Raw genomic sequence first — 20,206 nt, forward strand, 5'->3', positions numbered from 1 at the left:
GACACGCTGACGGCGTATGAACATTGTTCATCGGGTGGTGGCGAGAGACCGGTTTGGCATTGTTGACATGTGCCATGTGCAGCTCCGCTGTCTCAGCTCTTCCGCCGCCCAGAACATCGCCACACCGCGCCCGCAAGGGCTTTCTCACGCACCATACTGGTGGACTTCCGAACGGAAGACCAACACGATATGTGCAATACCCTTCGGGTCCGATGGACCATTCTGCCGAAAACAGCGCCCCAGCCTTGGATTGTATGCAGCGGCTGCGGGGGCCTCAGAGCTTTCCGATGCAGTGACAAGATCCGGCTCAACGCCAATGGCCGCAAGCTCGATGCCTGGCTTATCTACAAATGCTCGACCTGCGAAAAGACGTGGAACCGTCCGATCTTCGAGCGCCGCAATGTTCGCGACATCGATCCCGCAGTCCTCGAGGCGTTGCAGTCCAACGAGCCTGATTGGATCCGCGCAGAAGCGTTCAACCTCGAGGCTCTCAGGCGCAAGTCGCAGCGTGTCAACGAGTTTGCCGAATTTGAAATCGCAAAAGAGATGCAGCAGGACATTGCCAATTGGACGAGACTGGAAATCGAACTGATGGTCCCGTTTCCATCAAGCACGCGCCTCGACCGCCTGCTGGCGTCCGAGTTGCAAGTTTCACGCACCCGGCTACAGGCTCTTCACGATAGTGGCATGCTGCAGACGGATTCGAATCGAGCCGACGTTTTGCGGCGGCGGATCAAGAACGGCACCAGGGTTGCAGTCGACCTCGCCGCCGAGACCAGTCGGGAGCAATGGTGGAGGTCTGTGGCGACCGGAAGCTCACCGTAATTGTAAAAGGCGCCGCGATCTGATCGCGGCGCCTATTTTGCTTTCATGCCTGCATGAAAACTCTCATTCGTCGCGATAGACCTTTTCGCGGCGTTCGTGACGCTCCTGCGCTTCGATCGACAGTGTCGCGATCGGGCGGGCGTCGAGACGCTTGAGGCCGATCGGTTCACCGGTTTCCTCGCAATAGCCGTAGGTGCCGTCGTCGATGCGCTGCATTGCCGCGTCGATCTTCGAAATCAGCTTTCTCTGCCGATCACGGGCGCGAAGTTCGATCGCCCGATCTGTTTCCGACGACGCCCGGTCGGCGAGGTCGGGATGGTTTGCGCTTTCCTCGGCCAGATGGTCGAGTGTCTCCCGCGCTTCTCTAAGGATATCATTTCTCCATGCAACCAGCTTCGCCCTGAAGTAGGCGCGCTGGTTTACGTTCATGAATTCTTCCTCTTCCGAGGGAACGTAATTGCTAAGATCGATCTTCTCACTCAACGCGATTCTCCTGAAGAACATCTCATCTGGCCGGGTGTATATCCCAAGCGCTAGTCGCGATTCAAGCCAAATACGACAGGTAAACAGATTTTTAAATCTGTCACAGTTTTCGGCTAACAGACTATTTTCTCATCATTATTCCGGCTTGCGTTTTTTGCTTCGCCTTCAAAACGCCGTGTTATCAGCCGCGTTTTGGCCAGCTGGAGCGGCGCCAACGGTTGACGCCGGCCGATTGCAACCGCTACTGAAAAGGTCCGCTGGATCCTGGATTTGCCCATGACCGTACGCCTGCCTCCACCCAACCGCATCTATCTCCTGCGCCATGCCGAGGCCGCCTGGGCCGAACCCGGACAGCGGGATTTCGACCGGCCGCTCAACGAAAAGGGCTTTGGCGATGCCGAAATCATCGCCGACAAGGCCGCCGACAAGGGCTACCGTCCCGATCTTCTGATCAGTTCAACTGCGCTGCGCTGCCGCGATACCGCCGATGCGGTCTACCGGGCGATGGGCCTCACGCTCGAGGTTCGTTATGTCGACGCGCTCTATAATGCCACGGTCGACACCTATCTCGAGATCATCGATGCGCAGGACGAATCTGCCGTCATGCTGGTCGGCCACAATCCGACCACGGAGCAGGCGCTGGAGGCGCTGATCGGTCACGAGGCGATGGTAAGCGCCCTTCCCGGCGGCTTCCCGACGGCTGGCCTCGCCGTCGTCGACTACGACGCTTCTGCCACCGTCTGGCGCCTCACCGATTTCGTGGTCGTCTGAAGACTTCAAAGCAATTCCAGCAAAAGTGTGCCGCGGTTTGCCAGGCAAAGCGCGAAGCGCTTTTGCCGGGAATTGCGAAAAAACAAGGAAGTAGAGCATTTCCGTGATTCGAAGAAACGGAAATGCTCTAGCGCCGCTTCTTTTGCGGGCGGCGCACCCTCCCTATATTGCGGGGCAGTCACCAACCGGAATCGCGCCTTGCCGCCACGCCTGACATCTTTTGCCGATGACGCCCGCATCGCCTTCGACAATCTCGCCGATAGGGCGAGCGGCCTCGTCAATCCGACCGTGCGGCTCGGTGTCACCGGCCTCTCCCGCTCCGGTAAAACGGTCTTCATCTCCTCGCTGGTCCACAATCTGTTGAATGGCGGCCGCCTGCCGCTGTTCGAGCCGGTCCAATCTGGCCGCGTCTCGGCGGTGCGGCTCGAGCCGCAGCCCGACGATGCGGTGCCGCGCTTCCAGTACGAGGACCATATCCGCGCGCTGGTGAAGGACCGTATCTGGCCGGATTCGACCCGGGCTATATCCGAACTGCGCATCACGCTGGATTATCAGAGCGCCAGCGGTTGGAACCGGCTGTTTTCGCCCGGCCGCCTGTCGATCGATATCGTCGATTACCCCGGCGAATGGCTGCTCGACCTGCCTCTGCTCGGCAAGGATTATCGCACCTTCAGCGAGGAAACGATTGCGCTTGCCGAAACCGGCATCCGCTCCGAGCTGTCGCGGGAATGGCTGGCGCTAACGCGCGCCGCCGATATCCACGCCAGCGCCGACGAAATGGTCGCCCGCGACCTCGCCACCGCCTTTGCCGATTATCTCAAGGCCTGCAAGGCCGATGAACGCTCGCTTTCCACCCTGCCGCCTGGCCGCCTGCTTCTGCCCGGCGATCTCGACGGGTCGCCGGCGTTGACCTTCGCGCCGCTAGCTCTGCCGCCGGACGGACGTCCCGGCCGCGGCTCGCTCTGGACGATGATGGAGCGGCGCTACGAGGCCTACAAATCCGTCGTCGTCAAGCCTTTCTTCCGCGAGCATTTCGCCCGGCTCGACCGACAGATCGTGCTGGTCGATGCGCTGCAGGCGATGAACCGCGGCCCCGAAGCCGTGCAGGATCTGGAACGCGCGCTGACCGATGTGCTGGCCTGTTTCCGCCCCGGCACCAATTCGCTGCTTTCCTCCCTGCTCGGGCGCCGCATCGACCGCGTGCTGGTCGCTGCCACCAAGGCCGACCATCTCCACCATGAAAGCCACGACCGGCTCGATGCGCTGACCCGCCGTCTTGTCGATCGCGCCATCGACCGCATCGGCATGGCCGGCGCCGGCATCGACGTCATGGCGCTAGCGTCCGTGCGCGCCACCCGCGAGGCGACCGTCAAACGTGATGGCCATGAACTGCCGGTCATCGTCGGCACGCCGATGGAGGGCGAAACCATCGCCGGCGAGCGTTTTGACGGCCAGAGAAAGACCGCAATCTTCCCCGGCGACCTGCCGCAGGATCCTGAAAGCCTGTTCGATCGCCTCGCTGCGGGCGACACCGGCCTGCAACTGCCCGATGTCAACGTCGTCAGGTTCCGCCCGCCGCAACTCGAGGAAACCGGCGGCGGCATCAAGCTGTCGGTGCCGCATATCCGCCTCGACCGCGCCATGCAGTTCCTGTTCGGAGACCGTCTCGCATGAGCAAGCCCCCGTCCGATCCGCCGCGCCGCGCACCCGCCGCCTTCAGCTACGAGGACGAGGCTGCCGATCCGCGCGACAACGGCCGGCAGGGAGAGCAGCGGCGCAAGCCGGAAAGCTTCTCCGAAAATATCGTTGTTACACCTGACGAGGACGACCCTTTCGTCAATCCCGACAAGGATCTGAGCGCGGTCCCCGTCGCAACGCCGCTGAGACGTCGCACCTCCTTCGGCAAGATCGCCGCCGGCGCCTTCGGCATCCTGCTGTCGCTCGCCATCGGCCTCTGGACCGATAGCCTGATCCGCGATCTCTTCACCCGCGCCGACTGGCTGGGTTATGCAGCTCTTGCCGTGCTGGCGGTCGGCATCCTTGCCGTGCTGGCCCTCGTCATCCGCGAAACATCAGGCATGATGCGCCTTGCCGCCGTCCAGCAGATCAAGGCCGAAGCCGAGGCGGCGATCCTCGAGACGCGGCCGGCCAAGGCGCGCGCCGTCGTCGCCCAACTGACAACGCTGTTGTCGGCAAATCCTGAAACATCGAAGGGCCGCGCGACGCTGAAGGCGACCGAAGGCGAGGTCATCGATCCCCCGCATCTGATTGCACTAGCAGAACGCGAACTGCTCGCCCCCCTCGATCGCAAGGCCAGGGCACTCATCGTCAACGCCTCCAAGCGTGTCTCGATCGTCACCGCCGTCAGCCCGCGCGCCGTCGTCGATCTGCTCTATGTGCTCTATGAGGCGGTGCGCCTCATCCGCGCTATGGCCGAGTTGTACGGCGGCCGTCCCGGCACGCTCGGCATGTTCCGCCTGCTACGTGATGTGCTGGCACATCTGGCCGTCACCGGCTCGATCGCGGTCGGCGACAGCCTGGTCCAGCAGGTGCTCGGCCATGGGCTTGCCTCGAAGCTCTCGGCCCGGCTTGGCGAAGGGGTCATCAACGGCCTTATGACCGCTCGCATCGGAATCGCGGCGATGGATCTCTGCCGCCCGCTCGCCTTCCGCGCCCTGAAGCGGCCGGGAATCGGTGATTTCATCGGCGATCTCACCCCTTCCATGTCACCGCGCGGCAACAATCCTTGAACGAAGCAGCGATTCCGCAGCTTTCGCTTACCCTAGCGTAAGGCCGAAGAAATTTCAGCAGATTCAAGGCTCTAGTGACGGGATTTCAAAATCAATGCCGCGCAAAAGCCTTGTATTGCCTTGCATTTCTGCACAATCGAAAGGAAGGATTAACCATTCTTCGGCAAAACTTGCAGCCAGTTCGTGAGTGGTGTTTGCCAAGGAAAATCCATGTATTCGCGCAAGTTTCTTATCGTATGCGGTTTGGCCGCCGCGGCATTGTCTCCCGTCGCAGATGTCGCTCCGGCAGCCACCGCTGCAACCCGTGACAAGGCCTTCTTCGATTCCGTCGCCGGCTCATGGAAGGGCCCCGGCGAAATCGTCGCCGGCAAGTACAAGGGCACGAAATTCACCTGCAACCTGATCGGTGAGCCCACCGGCGACAGCAGCGCCGGTATCAAGCTCGACGGCACCTGCCGCGTCGGCGTCTTCAAGCAGCCAATGACCGCCATCATCTCGCAGTCGGGCTCGAGCTACAAGGGCAAGTTCCTCGACGGCGCCGCCGGCAAGGGCCTTGACGTCGTCTCCGGCGCCGTCAGCGAGGATACCGTCGTCGTCGGCATCAACCGCGCCAAGCTGAACGGCGCGATGATCGCCCGCGTGCGTGACGACAAGACGATGAACGTCACCGTTTCGGTGAAGGTCGAAAGCCAGATGATCCCGGTGATCGGCCTGACGCTGACCCGCCAAGTCGACGAGATGGCCGTCGGCTCCATCCAGTAGACAAACCGCGCAGCGGATTTTCCTGAAGCGGCGGGCCTCCCGCCGTTTTCCGTTTCAGCTTCCCTGCGTCAGGCGCTCAGCCACCAGTCACGGCTGTCGTCGGCGATCTCGATGCCGGCCACCTCGGCATCCGACAGCCAGTTACTGACCGCCCTGCCCCTGACCAGAAGACCCGGCGCGATATCGGCAAGCGGCATCAGTACGAAACCGCGATCGGTCATTCGCGGATGCGGCAGTTCCAGCCGCGGCGCGTCCTGAATGACGTCGCCATAGGTCAGCACGTCGATATCGAGCGTGCGCGGACCCCAGCGCTCGATGCGCTCGCGTTTCATCTCCCGTTCGATCGACAGGCAGACATCGAGCAAAGCTTCCGGATGGAGCCGGGTCTTAACGGCGGCGCATGCGTTGAAGAAGAAGGATTGGTCGGTCTTACCCCAGGGCGGCGTGCGATAGAGCCGCGACACCGCCGCAACCCGGCAGTCGTCCCGCCCGTCCAGCCTCTGCAGCGCGGCTGCCATCGCCTTCACGGGGTCGCCGATATTGCCGCCGAGACCGAGTGTGGCGGATTGCAATGCGGCCTCAGGCAAAGTGCTCAACGCTCACCTGCACGAAATCGAGCACGCCAGGCACGGGCGCGTTCGGCTTGCGCACCGTGATCTTCGCCCGCCGGATCTGCGGGAATGTCTCGCAGAGCCCCTTGGCGATATCGAGCGCCAGGGACTCGATCAGGTAGCGCCGCTTACCGGTGACGATCTGCTCGATCACGGTGAAGGCGATGCCGTAATTGACGGTATCGTTGATCGAATCGCTTTCAAGCGCCTCGCCGGCGACGACATCGAGCTCGGCATCGACGAAGAAGCGCTGACCGAGGAATTCCTCCTCGTCATGTACGCCGTGGCGCGCGAAGAAGGCGCAGTTCTGCAGCGTGATCGTGTAGGTGGTCATGTCGGCCGCTTCCTCTCGAATTCCTGGCGCGCATTGAGCATAGCATCGGCGATATCAAGCGCATCCCTGTTGATTGCGACATTGTGCACGCGGAAAACCGCAGCCCCTTGAAGTCTGAGCAGCGCGCTGGTCGCAGCCGTCGCTGCATCCCTGTCCTGCGCCTCACGCCCCGTCACCGCGCCGAGGAAGCGTTTGCGCGACGTACCGGCAAGTAGCGGCAGACCGAAGCGGGAAAGTTCGGAAAACCGCGCCATCAGCTCCAGGTTTTCTTCCGCCGTCTCCTTGGCAAAGCCGAAGCCCGGATCGAGCACGATGCGGTCGCGGTTGACGCCTGATGCAGCGGCGATATCAAGCGACCGTTCGAGGAAATGGACCTGGTCGGCAATCACATCGACAAGTTTTACCCTGTCGCGGCCGGTATGCATGATGCAGAGCCCGGCTCCGGTCACCGCAGCAATATCGGCGATATCGGGCTCCTTCTGCAGCCCGAAGACGTCGTTGACGATATGGGCGCCGGCACTGATCGCAAGCCGCGCCGTCTCGGCGCGATAGGTGTCGATCGAGATTAGCGCTTGGGTGCGGCCGCGCAGCGCCTCGATGACGGGCAGCACGCGCGCCTGTTCCTCGGATGGACTGACCTTTGCTGCGTTCGGCCGGGTCGATTCGCCGCCGATATCGACAATGCCGGCACCCTCGCTCACCGCCCGCAACGCCTGTTCGACTGCTGCATCGACGGTTTCAAAGCGTCCGCCGTCGGAAAAGGAGTCCGGCGTCACGTTGATAATCGCCATGATCACCGAACGACGGCCGAGTTCGATCTCCCGGCCTTGGCCGACACGCCATATGCTGCCTTCGAGCCCTGTCACCAGACTTATCCCATTGATGACGAAAAAAGCGCCATCCGATATTGCGCTTGCGGTGGCTATGCCCCAAGCTCCCGTCGATTTCAACACGGGTTGCGTTCAGAATGCCGTTTGCAGTGCGTTATATGGTCTTCCCTATTGCCTTTTCCATTGCTCTTTCCCTCTGCAGCCCCGCGGCAGCCGAAGTGATCGCATCGAAAAGCTATTCCTATTTCGACATTCGCGGCAAAACCGCCGACGAACTCGACCGCGAACTCAGCCGGCGCGGCCCGACTGCGAGCGGTTCCTCGGCGCGCCATCCCGGCGCCACGAAGATCCGCTTCGGCGGCGAGGCAACCTATATCCAGGATAACGGGCGCTGCCGCGTCGGCAACGTCAAGGTCACGGTCCACACCCAGATCATCCTGCCGCGCTGGAGCAGCCGCAAGGGCGCCAGCAAGGAGCTGTCGATGATCTGGGACGCGTTGTCGAGCGATATCAAGCGCCACGAGGAACGCCATGCCGAGATCGCCCGCGATCAGGCCCGTGCCATGGAGCGCGCCATTCGCGCACTGCGGCAGCAGCGTAGCTGCGAAGTCATGCAGGAACTCGTCTCCGACGAATCAGCTCGCGGTATAGAGGAGCACGACCGGCAGCAGGCGCGATTCGACCGGGTCGAGGCGGTCAACTTCCAGAAGCGCATGCTGAGGCTGCTGAACAATCGAATCAACGGCCGAGCCGGTGCAAAATAAGGCTTTTTCAGTCGGGTTGCGAGCGGAAAACCTTAGCCGCGCAACGAAACTTGTGCGAAACTTGCACCCTCCCCAGCGATTGAAGGGTCATTTTTCATCCTGGCAGACTCAACCGGAACGCGTTAATATGAACACATTCGAAAGTTCAGGTACGGATCTGCACTTTCATCGCTGGGTTCTCCTGGCGCGTTCTGAAGCCGCGGATGTTCCTCCCTCATCCGTAGGTAATGCGCCCGCCTCGCCTCGCTCGCTCTAGCGCGCGAGGCGTCTTTTTTTATCGAGTTTTTCGGCGACGTTTGAAGCGCAGTACGCGTCAGGCCTGGCGTTCCGGCACGTGCACCACGAGCCCGTCATAGACAGCCTTCATCCGGATCTGACAGGACAGCCGCGAGGTCGGGCGCACATCGAAGGCGAAGTCGAGCATGTCCTCTTCCATCGCTTCCGGCTGGCCGACCTTCTCCGTCCACTCCTCGTCGACATAGACATGACAGGTCGCGCAGGCGCAGGCGCCGCCGCATTCGGCCTCGATGCCGGGCACCGAATTGCGCACGGCATTCTCCATCACGGTGGAGCCTTGGTCGACGTCGAGGTCGAAGCGCGTGCCGTCGAAGGCGACGATGGTAAGTTTGGGCATCAGGACTATTTCCGGTCTTCAAGTGGGTGGGCGGATTTTTCTTCCGACAATTCGACGCGTCAGTCAATATTGGGAAATCCGCGACAGCCTCGCAGATCGGGCCTTCGCCCGCCGTCTTCAAAGCGTCATAAGGGACGTCGCAAAAAGACCCGCGGTTCCGCAATGGAACAACGGGCCTCGTTCGAACAGTATCTTTATGTCGGTCGCCCAAAAGTGTGCAGCAGTTTTGGGACAACGACATGCATCGTATAAAACTTAGAGATCAGCCGCGGCAGAGCTTCAAGATGAAATTCTCGGCGTCGATGACGGCGGCACCCAGCGCCGCCGTCGCGCCGGCATCGCCGCCGTTTTCCTCGACGGCTTCCGCCGTCTGCGACACGCGGAAGGCGCCGACCGAGCTTGCCGCGCCCTTCAATCGATGCGCGGCTGCGCCGATGCGGATGGTTTCACCGCTGGCAATATCCTGGAGACAGGCGCGGGCCTGGCGCGCAAACATCTGAAGGACTTCGATTTCCAGCGTCTTGTCGCCCATCGTCTGCTTTGCGAGATGGACCAGATCGATCGGCCGGACCTTCGAGGGACACGGTCCCTTTGCATTATCCGGCGCCTCGAATACGATGTTCAATGCCGCCATCTGGGCTGCCATTGCCAATTCTCCCGTCTCTGTCGTCCGCAGTTGCAACAGTTCTGCGTCAGGAGGGTGGCCATCCCGTTAAATTCCGGCACATTCAGGGCGGAAATCTCGCCATATGGTTAATGTCCGTTAAATATCCCTAAATTATTGGTTTTTAAGCGGTGTCCAAGATTCAAAGATGTTAACAACGGGTTAACGAGCCATGAATCTCAAGCCTTCATTAATTGTGTGAAGAGCCCAGATGTGTCACTACGATACTGGTGGAGCGGGTTTATGGTACGCGCCTTTGCCGAGCGAGTGGATAATGGTAGTGTTTTGATACCTTCCGTTTGAAAAAGCGGCTATCTACTCTGAAATGACATGCTTATCCGTCCTTCGTTGGGATGGAGGGCTGGAACGGCAAAGTTGTTCCCGGTAGGCGGAAGCCGGGGATGTGCGGTTGGGCCGGCTGACAGTAATGAGGCATACCCGAATGGCGAACAATAAATATAACGAGTCGATTGAGGACAAGGCGTTCAAGGCATTGGACGAGGCGCTCCAGATCGACTTCAGCAAGGATAACGTACCGTCTCGCCGCGGCGACGCGCCCCAGGCCCCGGAGGCTAATGTGTCTGATCCAGTAAATGCGCGTAATCAGCAGGCCCAGGAAGAAGCGCAGCGCCGCAGCCGCCGCGGTGCCGCCGGCGAGCAAACCTCCAGGGGTCCGACCTTCGCGCCCGCCAACGATGCCAGCCGCAATACGCCCGCCTCGATCCTGAAATCCTTTGACGGCGCCTCCAGCCGCTCCGCGGTACGCACCGCCACCCTGTTTTCCGTGCTTTGGGTCATGGCCGGCCTCGGTCTGATGTCGCTGCTTTATTCTCCACTGATCTGGCAGATCCGTTCGCTCGCCGATCTCGTCGCCCTGCCCGGCGTCATCGCCGGCCTCGTCGGAATCATCATTCCCGTGATGATGTTCTATGCCTTCGCCATTATGATCTCCCGCGCCCAGGACATGCGCAACGCCGCCCGCTCCATGGCAGAGGTGGCATTGCGCCTGGCAGAACCGGAAACCATCGCCTCCGAGCGCATCATGACGGTTGGCCAGGCCGTGCGCCGTGAGGTCTCGGCCATGAATGAGGGCATCGAGCGCACCATCGCTCGTGCCTCCGAGCTGGAAACGCTCGTCCATTCCGAAGTCAATGCCCTTGAACGTTCCTATGCCGACAACGAGTTGCGCGTGCGCGGCCTCGTCCACGAACTCGGCTCAGAGCGCGAGGCGATCGTCAACCACGCCGACCGTATCCGCACCTCGATCGGCAGCGTGCACGACCAGTTGAAGGAAGAGCTGTCGCTTGCGACCGAAGAGATCGCGGTGCGGCTTGCCACATCGGGCGAAGCCTTCGCCTCGCTGATCGATACACGCGCCGCGACGATCCTGGAAAAGTCAGACAGCGCCCTGCAGTCGATGGGCAGCCTGCTCGCAGCCAAGACCGATACCCTGTTGCAGACACTGAACGCATCGGGTTTTGCGCTGGCCACCGAATTCGACAATCGCCTCGAAGCCCTGTCCGTCAATCTCAACGACCATGGCGAAAGGCTGCTCAGCCAATTCGAGACGCGCGCCTCGACCATGGACAGCAGCACGGAAAAGCTGAATGCGGCGCTGAACGAGCGTACGCACCAGCTCAACGAGATATTGATCGCCCGCACCCGCGAGATCAACGAGAGCCTGACGTCAGGCGAACGCACGATCGGCGGCACACTCGACGACGTGCTGTCGAAGTTGAACAGCGCGCTCGACGAAAAGGGTGCAAGCTTCCGCCAGAGCCTGCAGACCACGGCCGACGACGCCGTCATGGATCTCGATGTGCGCTCCGGCTTCTTCGAGGAGCGGCTGCAGACGACCGTCGCCCACCTGTCGACCGCCTTCGACGAACGTGTCGCCGAATTCACCAGCGCCTTCGATAAACGCACAGGCTCGCTCGACACCAAGCTGATGGAGAGCCTCGCCCGTATCAACGAGACGCTGACCGGTGGCTCGGATTCGATCGACGGCATCCTGAATTCCGGCATCGACCGCCTTGGTTCGTCGATATCAGACCAGTCGCTGGCGCTCGCCACCACGCTCGCCACCGGCCACGAAGTGCTGGAAAGCACGCTCGGCAGCCGCGCGGAAGAAATCACCACGGCACTCACCAGCCGCACCGGCGAACTGACCTCGGCGCTGCAGAGCGCTACGTCTGACATCGCGCTGACGCTTGCATCGGGCACCTCCGAGCTGCAGAACAACCTTCAGACACGCTCGGCCGAGTTCCGCGACACGCTGCGCACCACCACCACCGATTTGACGACTGCCGTTGCCGCCGGCACCGAACAGGTGACCGCTGCCTTCGGCGGTCGCGCCGAGGAGCTAAGCGGCGTGCTTGCCGCGCGTGCGGCCGAAATCAGCGAAGCGCTCGGCACGGCCCACGGCCGTATCGACAGCGTCATGGCAGAGCGCGGCGGCGCACTGGTCGAGGCGCTGACCACCCATCACGGCCGCTTCGAGGAAGCGCTGACGACCCGCTCCGACGCCATCATCAATGCCGTCTCCGGCACCCATGACCGTCTTGCCGAGACGCTCGACGAAAAAGCGATGGCGCTTGCCATCTCTCTGAACGAGAGCCAGGCCCGCATCGAGGACACGCTCGAGACCCGCTCCGCAGCGCTGCTGCATGCGGTATCAAGCACGCATGACCGCCTCTCCGAGACGCTCGACGAAAAGGCGATGGCGCTCGCCATTTCCCTCAGCGAAAACCAGGCCCGCATCGAGGATACGCTAGAGACCCGTTCCGAGGCCTTCCTCAAGGCCGTGTCTGGCACTCATGATCGCCTGTCAGAAACGCTGGACAGCAAGGCGGCCGCCCTTACGACCTCGCTCGACGAGCGCCATGCCCGCATCGAGGATGCGCTTGGAACGCGCGCCGAGGCTCTGCTGAACACCGTATCCGGCACGCGCGACCGTCTTGCCGAGACGCTCGACGAAAAGACCGTGGCGCTCGCCGTTTCCTTGAACGAGAGCCAGGCCCGCATCGAGGATACGCTGGAAACCCGTTCCGCGGCTCTGCTGAACGCCGTCTCCGGCACCCATGACCGTCTGTCCGAGACCCTCGACGAGAAAGCGATGACGCTCGCCATCTCGCTCAATGAGAGCCAGTCACGGATCGAAGACACGCTGGAAGCCCGCTCGGAATCCTTCCTCAAGGCCGTGTCCGGCACGCACGACCGTCTCTCGGAAACGCTCGACGAAAAGGCGACGGCGATCGCCGCCTCCCTGAACGAGGGCCAGAGCCGCCTGCAGGACACGCTGGAGAGCCGCTCGGAATCCTTCCTCAATGCGGTCTCCGCCACCCACGACCGCCTGTCCGAGACACTCGACGATCGGGCGATGGCGCTTGCCATCTCGCTGAACGAGAGCCAGAGCCGTCTTGAGGAGACGCTGACAACAGGCGCCGAGGCGATCACCAATGCGGTTTCCGGCACGCATGTCGGCCTGAACGGTGTGCTCGACCAGAAGGCCGCCGCCCTCGCCACCTCGCTGAACGAAGGCCAGGCTCGCCTCGAGGAAGCCTTGGGGCACCGCACCGCCGCGATCATCGGCGCCGTAATGGCAACCCACGACCGGCTCACCGATACGCTCGATGAAAAGACCATGGCGCTCGCCATTTCGCTCGATGATAACCAGAGCCGCTTCGACAGTGTGCTCGAAGCTCGCAGCAACGCCATCATGGAGGCCGTCTCCGGTGCCGAAGCCCGAGTCGCCGGCGCCTTCTCCGACAAGACCGATGCAATCCGCACCGCCTATACTGATAATCAGCAGCGGCTCGAAAATGCGCTTTCCGAACATAGCGCCGCCCTCTCAGGCGTTCTCGATACCGGCGGCGCCCGCTTCGAGGATCTCGTCGGCGGCTTGACCGGCCGCATCGAAGGCCGTCTGACGGATGCACATACACGGCTCGGAGGCCTCGCCGACGAGGCCGCAGCGCGCATCGAGGGTGGGCTTGCCTCTGCCCATGAACGCATGCGCACGACCCTCGAAGACCGCGCCAACGCTATCGACCTGTCGCTGAACCAGGCCCATGCGCTGATCAGCGATACGCTGGCCGAACAGGCGACCAGCATCGGCACCTCGGTGGCGACGAGCGTCGGCATGCTAGAATTGTCGCTTGAGCACCGTGAAGCCGCGATCCGCCAGGCGATCGATGCCGGCGCCCAGACATTGGAAGATCGCATGCATGCCGGCGCCGGCCAGATCGCCGACCGCTTCCAGGAGGCGGCAAATGCGATTTCGAGTTCCACTCAGAACTTCTCCGCTAATCTCGATCGGTCGGTCGAAAGCCTGACGGGCCGTTTTGAAGAAACTGGATCGCGCGTTGAATCTGGTCTCTCAGCGATCGAGACCCGTATCCGCGACGGCGTCGGCGGCGTTGCCGAAAAGGTCGAAGCAGCAAGCGGCCAGCTGTCCGGCGTGCTTGCCGACGGCGTCTCCCGTATCGGCGCGCTCAGCGACGATGCTACTCAGCGCATCTCGGCGACGCTCGAAGGCAGCGCCGCAAACCTCACTCAGGCGATCGACAGCCGCACCGCCAATCTGGCCGAGACGCTGGACAGCCGTACCATCAGCCTGACGGGGGCCATCGAGGGCCGCACCGCGAGCCTCGGCGAAACCCTCGACCGCGGCAATGAACGCATCGAGGAACGCCTCTCCACAATGGACCGTGCGTTGACCGTCGGCCTCGAGGCCGTCAACCGCACCATCGAAGGCAAGGCCGCCGGTCTCGCCTCGACGCTGCGCAACGCGGTTGCCGACGCGGCCCAGGGAATGGAAGGCGAAGCGACGAGAACCACCGAACTGCTTGGCAAGACCGGCCAGCAATTCGCCGAGGATCTCAATGCTAAAAGCGACGAATTCACCCGCACCATGGATGAGCGCTCGTCACAGATCGTCACCCGCGTCGCCGAAGCCCAGAACCGGCTGGCAAGCCAGGCCGCTGCCGTTGCCCAGACCTTCTCGGAAGCCGGCAATGCCATCGTCAACAAGGTCGCCGAGGCCGAGACCATCGTCGGCACGCAGGTCAATGCCATCTCCAAGGTGCTGTCGGATGCCGGCCAGTCTCTGGAGACACGCGGCAATGCCATCCGCTCGACCCTGTCGGGCGCCGGCACCGAGATTTCCGCCACCATGGCAGATGTCGACCGGGCGCTCGAAGCCCGCAGCAGCGCCATTCGCACCACCCTCGAAGAGCGTGCCCGCGAGATCGATACGACGTTCTCCGAGATCGACCGGGCGCTGGAAGCACGCGGCAACTCGATCCGCTCGACGCTCGAAGAGCGCACCCGCGACCTCAATTCGATGCTATCAGGCCGTTCGGTCGAATTGACCCGCATCCTCGACGAAACGGCCCGCCCGATCATCGACCGGTACACCGATGCCGGCGAGCAGGCCGCCGCCCGCATCACCGCCGCGGCCAACCTCAGCGCCGACCGTCTGCGCGCCGAAAACGAAGCGCTCGCCAGCGCCGTTGCCGCCCGCACCGAGAATGTCGCCAATGCCGTCAGCGCCATCGAGAATAGCCTGGTCGGCAACGTCAACGGCCTCGTCGAGCGCATGTCGGAAAGCAGTGCGGCGATGGCGATGATGATGAACCGCGCCGCCGAGCAGTTGACCAGCGTCGACGGTCGTCTCGGCGATACCACCACGCGCTTTGCCGACTCCGCCACCAGGGCCGCTGAAATGGTCTCCGCCTCGACCAGGCTTCTCGAAGGCAAGGTTGACCGCCTCTCCGACATCTCGGGCCAGACGCTGTCACAGGTCGGCGGCATCATCGGCCGCTTCGACGAACACTCCAAGGTCCTGACCCAGGCCTCGCAGCTTCTCGGCGCCGCCCAATCCAACCTCGCCTCGACGCTCGAAGAGCGCGAGAGCGCGCTGCAGACACTCTCTGTCGGCCTCGTCCAGCGCTCCGCCGAGATCGAAAAGACCATGCAAGGCCTCGGCAGCATGATCGAGACCGTGTTCGAGCGGGCAGAGCAGCGCTCCAGCCAGGTTACCGGCAATTTGCGCCAGGGCGTGCAGTCCTCCTTCGCCGATATCGGCCGCATTCTCACCGAAACCGAGAAGCGTGCCCAGGAAGCGGCAGAGACGATGCGCGAGGCGATCACCCGCGCCGGCGACGAAGCCAATACGACGATCGACGGCACCTTTGCCAATGTCGAGCGCCGTTCCGGCGATCTCTCCAATCGCATTCGCGGCGGTCTCACCGCCTCGCTGTCGGAAGTCGAGCGCATGCTCGGCGAAGCTGGCCGCGCGTCCGATGGCGCCGCCCAGAACATGCGGGAAGCGCTGCGCGAGGCGATCGATGATGCCGTCGGCCGCTTCTCCGGCGCCACCGAGGATATCCGCCGCTCTGCGGCCGATATCCGTAACGAGCTTGACGCCACCCGCGCCGAGCTGAAGCGCGGCGCTTTCGATCTTCCCGAGGAAGCCAAGGAAAGCGCCTCGGCCATGCGCCGGGCCGTCGCCGAGCAGATCAAGGCGCTGCAGGATATCTCCCAACTCGTCGGCCGCTCCAGCCAGCAGCTCGAGATCTCCGAGCCTGTCGCCCGCACACTCGCTCAGGTGCAGCCTGCCCCGCGTCCCGCCCAGCCGGTCACAGCCCAGCCGCCGCAGCCGGCAGCACCGCCGCCGATCGAAGCGACAGGTCTGCGCGGAACGATCGCACCGTCTGCGCCGGCTGCCGCTCCCCAGCGCGCCGCCCCGCAGCCTGCACCCGCTCGCCAGGAAACAGGCCGCCCGGAAACAGGTCGCCAAGAGCCGGCACGTCCGGAAAGCGGCGGCTGGATCAGCGATCTCCTGCGTGGCGCATCGCGTGAGGAGGCGGCCGACGAGGCCGCGGCCGCCCGTGTTCCCGCCCGCCCGGCGGAAACTGCCGCACCGGCCGCGCGCAGCAACGATAGCCGCAATCCGCGCCACGTTGTCGAATCGCTGAACTCGCTCTCGGTCGATATCGCCCGCGCCATCGATCACGACGCCTCGGTCGATCTCTGGCGCCGTTACCAGCGCGGCGAGCGCGACGTCTTCACCCGCCGCCTCTACACGCTGAAGGGCCAGCAGACCTTCGACGAGATCAAGCGCAAATATGACCGCGAACCGGAGTTCCGCACCGCCGTCGACCGCTACATCGGTGATTTCGAAAAGCTGCTCGCCGACGTCGCCCGCACCGACCCGAACCGGACGGTGACGCAGTCCTACCTCACCTCGGATACGGGCAAGGTCTACACGATGCTCGCTCATGCCGCAGGCAGGCTCGGCTGAACTCGCTGATCTGAACTGGAATTATCCGGGAAGCCGCTTGAACATGTATCAGGCGGCTTTCGCCATCCAGCCACGGAAACCTCCCCGACATGACCAAGGCCCTTGTGATCATCGACGTCCAGAATGCCATCCTCTTCGGCAAAGCCTCGCCGGAGCGGCAACCTCAAGTCGACGCCGCACTCGACCAGACCATCGCACGGCTGGCCGCGCTGCAGGAAAAAGCTCGGCAGGCAGGCGCGCCGATCGTACTCGTTCAGCATGACGGCGACAGCGGCCATCGATTGGCTGTCGGCACGCCGGGTTGGGCGCTGCGCGACGAGATCGCGCCGAGGCAGGCCGAGGTCGTTGTGCGCAAGAAAAGCGCCGACTCCTTCTTCGAGACCGATCTTGCAGAACGCCTGGGCGAACGATCGGTCACTCACCTCGTCGTCGGTGGATGCATGTCCCAATTCTGCGTCGACACGACAGTCAGGCGAGCCGTGTCGCTCGGATATGATGTGACGTTGATTGCCGATGGTCACACGACCGGCGACACGGCGACCTTCACCTTCTCCGAGATCATTGCCCATCACAATGAAACATTGGATGGTTTCGATGCGGGCAAGGCGACGGTAGAAATCCGCCCCGGCGCCGAGATCGCCTTCTCATAAAGTTTTTCAGGCAGCACGAAAACCGGGACCATCAAGCGGCTCCGGTTAGACTGTGACATTTGCGACATACCGGGGGCGGTCCCTCGAATAGAGGATGTTCTCGAAGCGGATCACACCCTTTGCGCGGCCGAGGCGCATCACTGGAGTATTACCGTTCTTGCCCCGCCAATGTAACTGAAGTAGGTGCGGAGGAGAGGCAATTGATGCCGCGATCTTTCTATTGAGCATTGCCGCCATCAGTCCGGGCCAGATCATCTGACGCCCAAGCCTGAATTGCCTGATTGAACACACGCTCACCGTCCTCGCCCTTTTCAAGCGTCAGCAGCGCTCGTGTGCCGTTCTGATAAAAGATCGGCAAATCAATCCATCGGCGTTTACCAAGCAATTCGATGTTTTTGGCGCGAGCATCAGGCAAACCATTGAGCGCCAGCATATAGAGAGTGTCAGTGACCTTGCCGGCCACGGCTATCAACATGTCACCGCGAGCGCCTTCCGTGGTCTTCATCGACATGCTCGTCCAACTATTAATTCCACCTCCTTCAAATCCTGCCGCGATCTGAAACGATAGTTCGAAGAGATGGCTCGCAGCGATCGATAGATCCGTGTTTCTTTCCAGCGTCAGTACAGCCGTCAGGTTACGCTGCGGAATTTCCATGTGGCCCCGCACGACTGGATCGGAGTGGCCCTTGCCGTCAGTCCGCATATCGATTGACCAAGTCACCGAGCCAGCCAGTGCCGTCGGCTCCGGCATTCCAACTCTCTCCTCATAGAGAACCATTTGAGCTTTGGTAGCCGGCAAATTGGTGGCGGAGGATGGGCTGAGATAGACAGGTTCCTCGGGCAAGCTGGAATATTCGAACGGTGTCTGCTGGCCATCGGTTTTATTTCGGACATAGGCAGAGACGCGTCTGAAAAGAAAATTCACCTCGAGCCCGGGCATCTCCAGGAACTTCAGCAGGCCCTCGGTATAGGGGCTGTGATCGGAATCGACGCCATTTGCAGTGGCGCCCGCCTCCGCCGAATAGCTGACGAGCAAATTCGGCGTTGGTTCGATCCCCGCAAGCCCTCGTCCGATGGAACGGCTGGCTCCGTTTGGCTTCATTTTCAGCACAAAGGGATTCTTGCGGTATACGTCGAGAAGGACGATGCGAAGACCTTTGACGCTGCGAACAGCATCCAGAACGTTGTCCAACGTCACGGTTTCAGGGGTCGCCTGCGCATCTGTGCTTAAAGTGGCATCCGTCGGAATGAGATAGTTGGAGCCGTTAGGCTCTATTCCGTGTCCGGCGTAGAATACCACGGCGATATCTGCCCCGGCCGCAACATCGGAAAACGTCGACAGAGCGGAATCGAATTCAACCTTTGTCGCATCATGAACGACCGTCACCTCGAAACCCATTCGCCGAAGCGCTGCGCCGATAGCAGTCGCGTCATTTCCGGGGTTCCGAATCTTTTCGACCTGGCTATAGGCCGAGTTGCCAATCACCAGCGCAACGCGTGCAGATGACGCAAGGCTGGAAAGAGCAGAGAAGATGAGCACACATAGGCCAACGACCAAAACCATTGCCGAGCGCATCATAGAAATCCCACCTCACGCAGCGTAATGCTGTCTTCCAGCGCCTTAGATCGAAATGAGCGTTGCCGCAAGGATTGTGCGAGATCCGACGCTTCATTCCTCGCTGCAGGCCGAAAGCCGCTCGACGTCGGCAAGGCCAAAGCCTGACATGGTGAGACAAAAGGAATCAGCTGTGGATGACCCTTTTTTATTGCCCGCTCTCCTTCATTCCGTCACAAACTTTTCTGATCCGCTCACATTAAAGCGAATGGCTCACTCCACCATCCAAACGATAGAGACAGCAACATTGATGACCAAGACGACATCCCGGCTCCTTGCCACCGCGCTCTCTTCCTTTTTCCTGATCGGCGCTTTCACTCAGGTTCAGGCAGGCCAGGCAAGCTTCGTCGTGGATGTGCAATCCGGCCAGATCCTCGAAGGTTCCAATCAGGACGATCTAAACTATCCGGCGTCGCTGACCAAGATGATGACGCTCTATCTCGCCTTCGAAGCCTTGCATGACGGACGTCTCAACTGGGATCAGAAGCTCACCATGTCGGAAAATGCCGAGAGCAAGGAGCCCTTCAAGCTCGCCGTCGGCGCCGGCCGCAAGGTGACGCTGCGCGAAGCGGTCGAAGGGATTGTCGTGCTCTCCGCCAACGATGCGGCTGTGGCGATCGCCGAGCAGCTTGGCGGCTCCGAACAGGCTTTCGCCAAGGCGATGACCGACAAGGCACGTCAGCTCGGCATGAAGGATACGGTCTTCAAGAATCCGTCGGGACTTCCCGATCCTGAGCAGGTCACCACGGCGCGTGATATGGCGACACTCGGCGTTTCGCTGATGCGCGACTTCCCGGAGGAGTTCAAACTCTTCTCCATGCGCGGCTTCCAGTTCCGCGGCATGAAGCTGCGCGGCCACAACAACCTCATGTATCGCTATGACGGCGTCGACGGCATCAAGACCGGCTACACCGACGCATCGGGCTACAATGTCGTGACGTCGGCGCTGAAGGATGGCCGCCGCGTGGTCGGCGTCGTCATGGGCGAAAAGACCGCGAGCATACGCGACGACAAGATGGCAAGCTTGCTGGACAGCACTCTCTCGCCGTCATCGACCGCCACAGCTTCCACGACACCGGGCAGCCAGCCGGGTGCGACCATGACGGATTCGCAGCCGACCAAATAGGCCCGATGAGCAGAGACTTGCCGTCCGGATTTTGCTAGCGCATCGGCCCGAAAATCGGAATCGATTTTCGTAAAGCACGAT

17 protein-coding genes are annotated in these 20,206 nt (G+C 61.9%); 9 read left to right on the forward strand and 8 right to left on the reverse strand.

Going from position 1 to position 20,206, the window contains the following annotated elements; genetic code table 11:
• The first annotated feature begins 189 nt into the window (after positions 1-189).
• The gene (locus tag RLCC275e_RS11045) at positions 190-825 is read left to right on the forward strand and encodes a DUF1062 domain-containing protein (RefSeq protein WP_033182369.1); all 636 of its coding nucleotides are present in this window, start codon (positions 190-192) and stop codon (positions 823-825) included.
• Between the two features lie 63 nt (positions 826-888).
• On the opposite strand, the gene dksA is transcribed toward RLCC275e_RS11045, so the two are convergent.
• Entirely contained in the window at positions 889-1,308 is a 420-nt protein-coding gene (gene dksA / locus RLCC275e_RS11050) for an RNA polymerase-binding protein DksA (protein ID WP_003559816.1), read from the reverse strand.
• A gap of 276 nt (positions 1,309-1,584) precedes the next feature.
• Between dksA and RLCC275e_RS11055 the strand changes: the two genes are divergently transcribed.
• From RLCC275e_RS11055 to RLCC275e_RS11065, 3 genes are all read left to right on the forward strand, one after another.
• Positions 1,585-2,079, forward strand: coding sequence for a SixA phosphatase family protein (locus RLCC275e_RS11055; RefSeq protein ID WP_033182368.1), 495 nt, complete (start codon positions 1,585-1,587; stop codon positions 2,077-2,079).
• Between the two features lie 198 nt (positions 2,080-2,277).
• The gene (locus RLCC275e_RS11060) at positions 2,278-3,753 is read left to right on the forward strand and encodes a YcjX family GTP-binding protein (RefSeq protein ID WP_033182367.1); all 1,476 of its coding nucleotides are present in this window, start codon (positions 2,278-2,280) and stop codon (positions 3,751-3,753) included.
• Positions 3,750-4,829 (forward strand): YcjF family protein, encoded by a 1,080-nt coding sequence (locus RLCC275e_RS11065; protein ID WP_033182366.1) that lies wholly within the window; start codon positions 3,750-3,752, stop codon positions 4,827-4,829. Before RLCC275e_RS11060 ends, RLCC275e_RS11065 begins: the two co-directional genes overlap by 4 nt.
• Before the next feature lie 63 nt (positions 4,830-4,892).
• Here the strand turns inward: RLCC275e_RS11065 and RLCC275e_RS11070 are convergent, their stop codons facing one another.
• Positions 4,893-5,030, reverse strand: a complete 138-nt coding sequence (locus RLCC275e_RS11070; protein ID WP_165402796.1) for a hypothetical protein — start codon at positions 5,028-5,030, stop codon at positions 4,893-4,895.
• A 9-nt stretch (positions 5,031-5,039) separates the two neighbouring features.
• On the opposite strand from RLCC275e_RS11070, the gene RLCC275e_RS11075 reads away from it, so the two are divergent.
• On the forward strand, positions 5,040-5,591 hold the full coding sequence (locus RLCC275e_RS11075; protein WP_033182365.1) for a hypothetical protein: 552 nt from the start codon (positions 5,040-5,042) through the stop codon (positions 5,589-5,591).
• A 68-nt stretch (positions 5,592-5,659) separates the two neighbouring features.
• Here RLCC275e_RS11075 and folK read toward each other — a convergent pair whose 3' ends face one another.
• Genes folK through folP form a run of 3 tightly spaced genes read right to left on the reverse strand, consistent with a single transcriptional unit; the run spans position 5,660 to position 7,402 of the window.
• The gene (gene folK / locus RLCC275e_RS11080) at positions 5,660-6,178 is read right to left on the reverse strand and encodes a 2-amino-4-hydroxy-6-hydroxymethyldihydropteridine diphosphokinase (RefSeq protein ID WP_171816954.1); all 519 of its coding nucleotides are present in this window, start codon (positions 6,176-6,178) and stop codon (positions 5,660-5,662) included.
• Positions 6,171-6,536: a dihydroneopterin aldolase gene (gene folB, locus RLCC275e_RS11085; protein WP_003540148.1), complete on the reverse strand. Its 366-nt coding sequence runs from the start codon at positions 6,534-6,536 to the stop codon at positions 6,171-6,173. The genes folK and folB overlap by 8 nt, the downstream gene beginning before the upstream one ends.
• On the reverse strand, positions 6,533-7,402 hold the full coding sequence (folP, locus tag RLCC275e_RS11090) for a dihydropteroate synthase (protein ID WP_033182363.1): 870 nt from the start codon (positions 7,400-7,402) through the stop codon (positions 6,533-6,535). Before folP ends, folB begins: the two co-directional genes overlap by 4 nt.
• 101 nt (positions 7,403-7,503) lie before the next feature.
• Here folP and RLCC275e_RS11095 point away from each other — a divergent pair, with 101 nt between their 5' ends.
• Positions 7,504-8,130, forward strand: coding sequence for a DUF922 domain-containing Zn-dependent protease (locus RLCC275e_RS11095; RefSeq protein ID WP_033182362.1), 627 nt, complete (start codon positions 7,504-7,506; stop codon positions 8,128-8,130).
• A 313-nt stretch (positions 8,131-8,443) separates the two neighbouring features.
• Here the strand turns inward: RLCC275e_RS11095 and RLCC275e_RS11100 are convergent, their stop codons facing one another.
• On the reverse strand, positions 8,444-8,764 hold the full coding sequence (locus RLCC275e_RS11100; RefSeq protein WP_003540151.1) for a 2Fe-2S iron-sulfur cluster-binding protein: 321 nt from the start codon (positions 8,762-8,764) through the stop codon (positions 8,444-8,446).
• Between the two features lie 262 nt (positions 8,765-9,026).
• Complete coding sequence (locus RLCC275e_RS11105) at positions 9,027-9,410, reverse strand: Hpt domain-containing protein (protein ID WP_082229805.1); 384 nt, start codon at positions 9,408-9,410, stop codon at positions 9,027-9,029.
• A gap of 460 nt (positions 9,411-9,870) precedes the next feature.
• Here RLCC275e_RS11105 and RLCC275e_RS11110 point away from each other — a divergent pair, with 460 nt between their 5' ends.
• Both RLCC275e_RS11110 and RLCC275e_RS11115 read left to right on the forward strand, forming a co-directional pair.
• Positions 9,871-16,734 (forward strand): apolipoprotein A-IV repeat region-like domain-containing protein, encoded by a 6,864-nt coding sequence (locus RLCC275e_RS11110; RefSeq protein ID WP_033182361.1) that lies wholly within the window; start codon positions 9,871-9,873, stop codon positions 16,732-16,734.
• Positions 16,735-16,823: 89 nt separating this feature from the next.
• On the forward strand, positions 16,824-17,384 hold the full coding sequence (locus RLCC275e_RS11115) for a cysteine hydrolase family protein (RefSeq protein WP_033182360.1): 561 nt from the start codon (positions 16,824-16,826) through the stop codon (positions 17,382-17,384).
• Positions 17,385-17,601: 217 nt separating this feature from the next.
• Here RLCC275e_RS11115 and RLCC275e_RS11120 read toward each other — a convergent pair whose 3' ends face one another.
• Positions 17,602-18,963, reverse strand: coding sequence for a caspase family protein (locus RLCC275e_RS11120; RefSeq protein WP_082229804.1), 1,362 nt, complete (start codon positions 18,961-18,963; stop codon positions 17,602-17,604).
• A gap of 286 nt (positions 18,964-19,249) precedes the next feature.
• Here RLCC275e_RS11120 and RLCC275e_RS11125 point away from each other — a divergent pair, with 286 nt between their 5' ends.
• Positions 19,250-20,125, forward strand: a complete 876-nt coding sequence (locus RLCC275e_RS11125) for a D-alanyl-D-alanine carboxypeptidase family protein (protein ID WP_033182359.1) — start codon at positions 19,250-19,252, stop codon at positions 20,123-20,125.
• The last annotated feature ends 81 nt before the right edge of the window (positions 20,126-20,206 follow it).

Source organism: Rhizobium brockwellii, assembly GCF_000769405.2.
In the GTDB taxonomy this organism is placed as follows: Bacteria; Pseudomonadota; Alphaproteobacteria; order Rhizobiales; family Rhizobiaceae; genus Rhizobium; species Rhizobium brockwellii.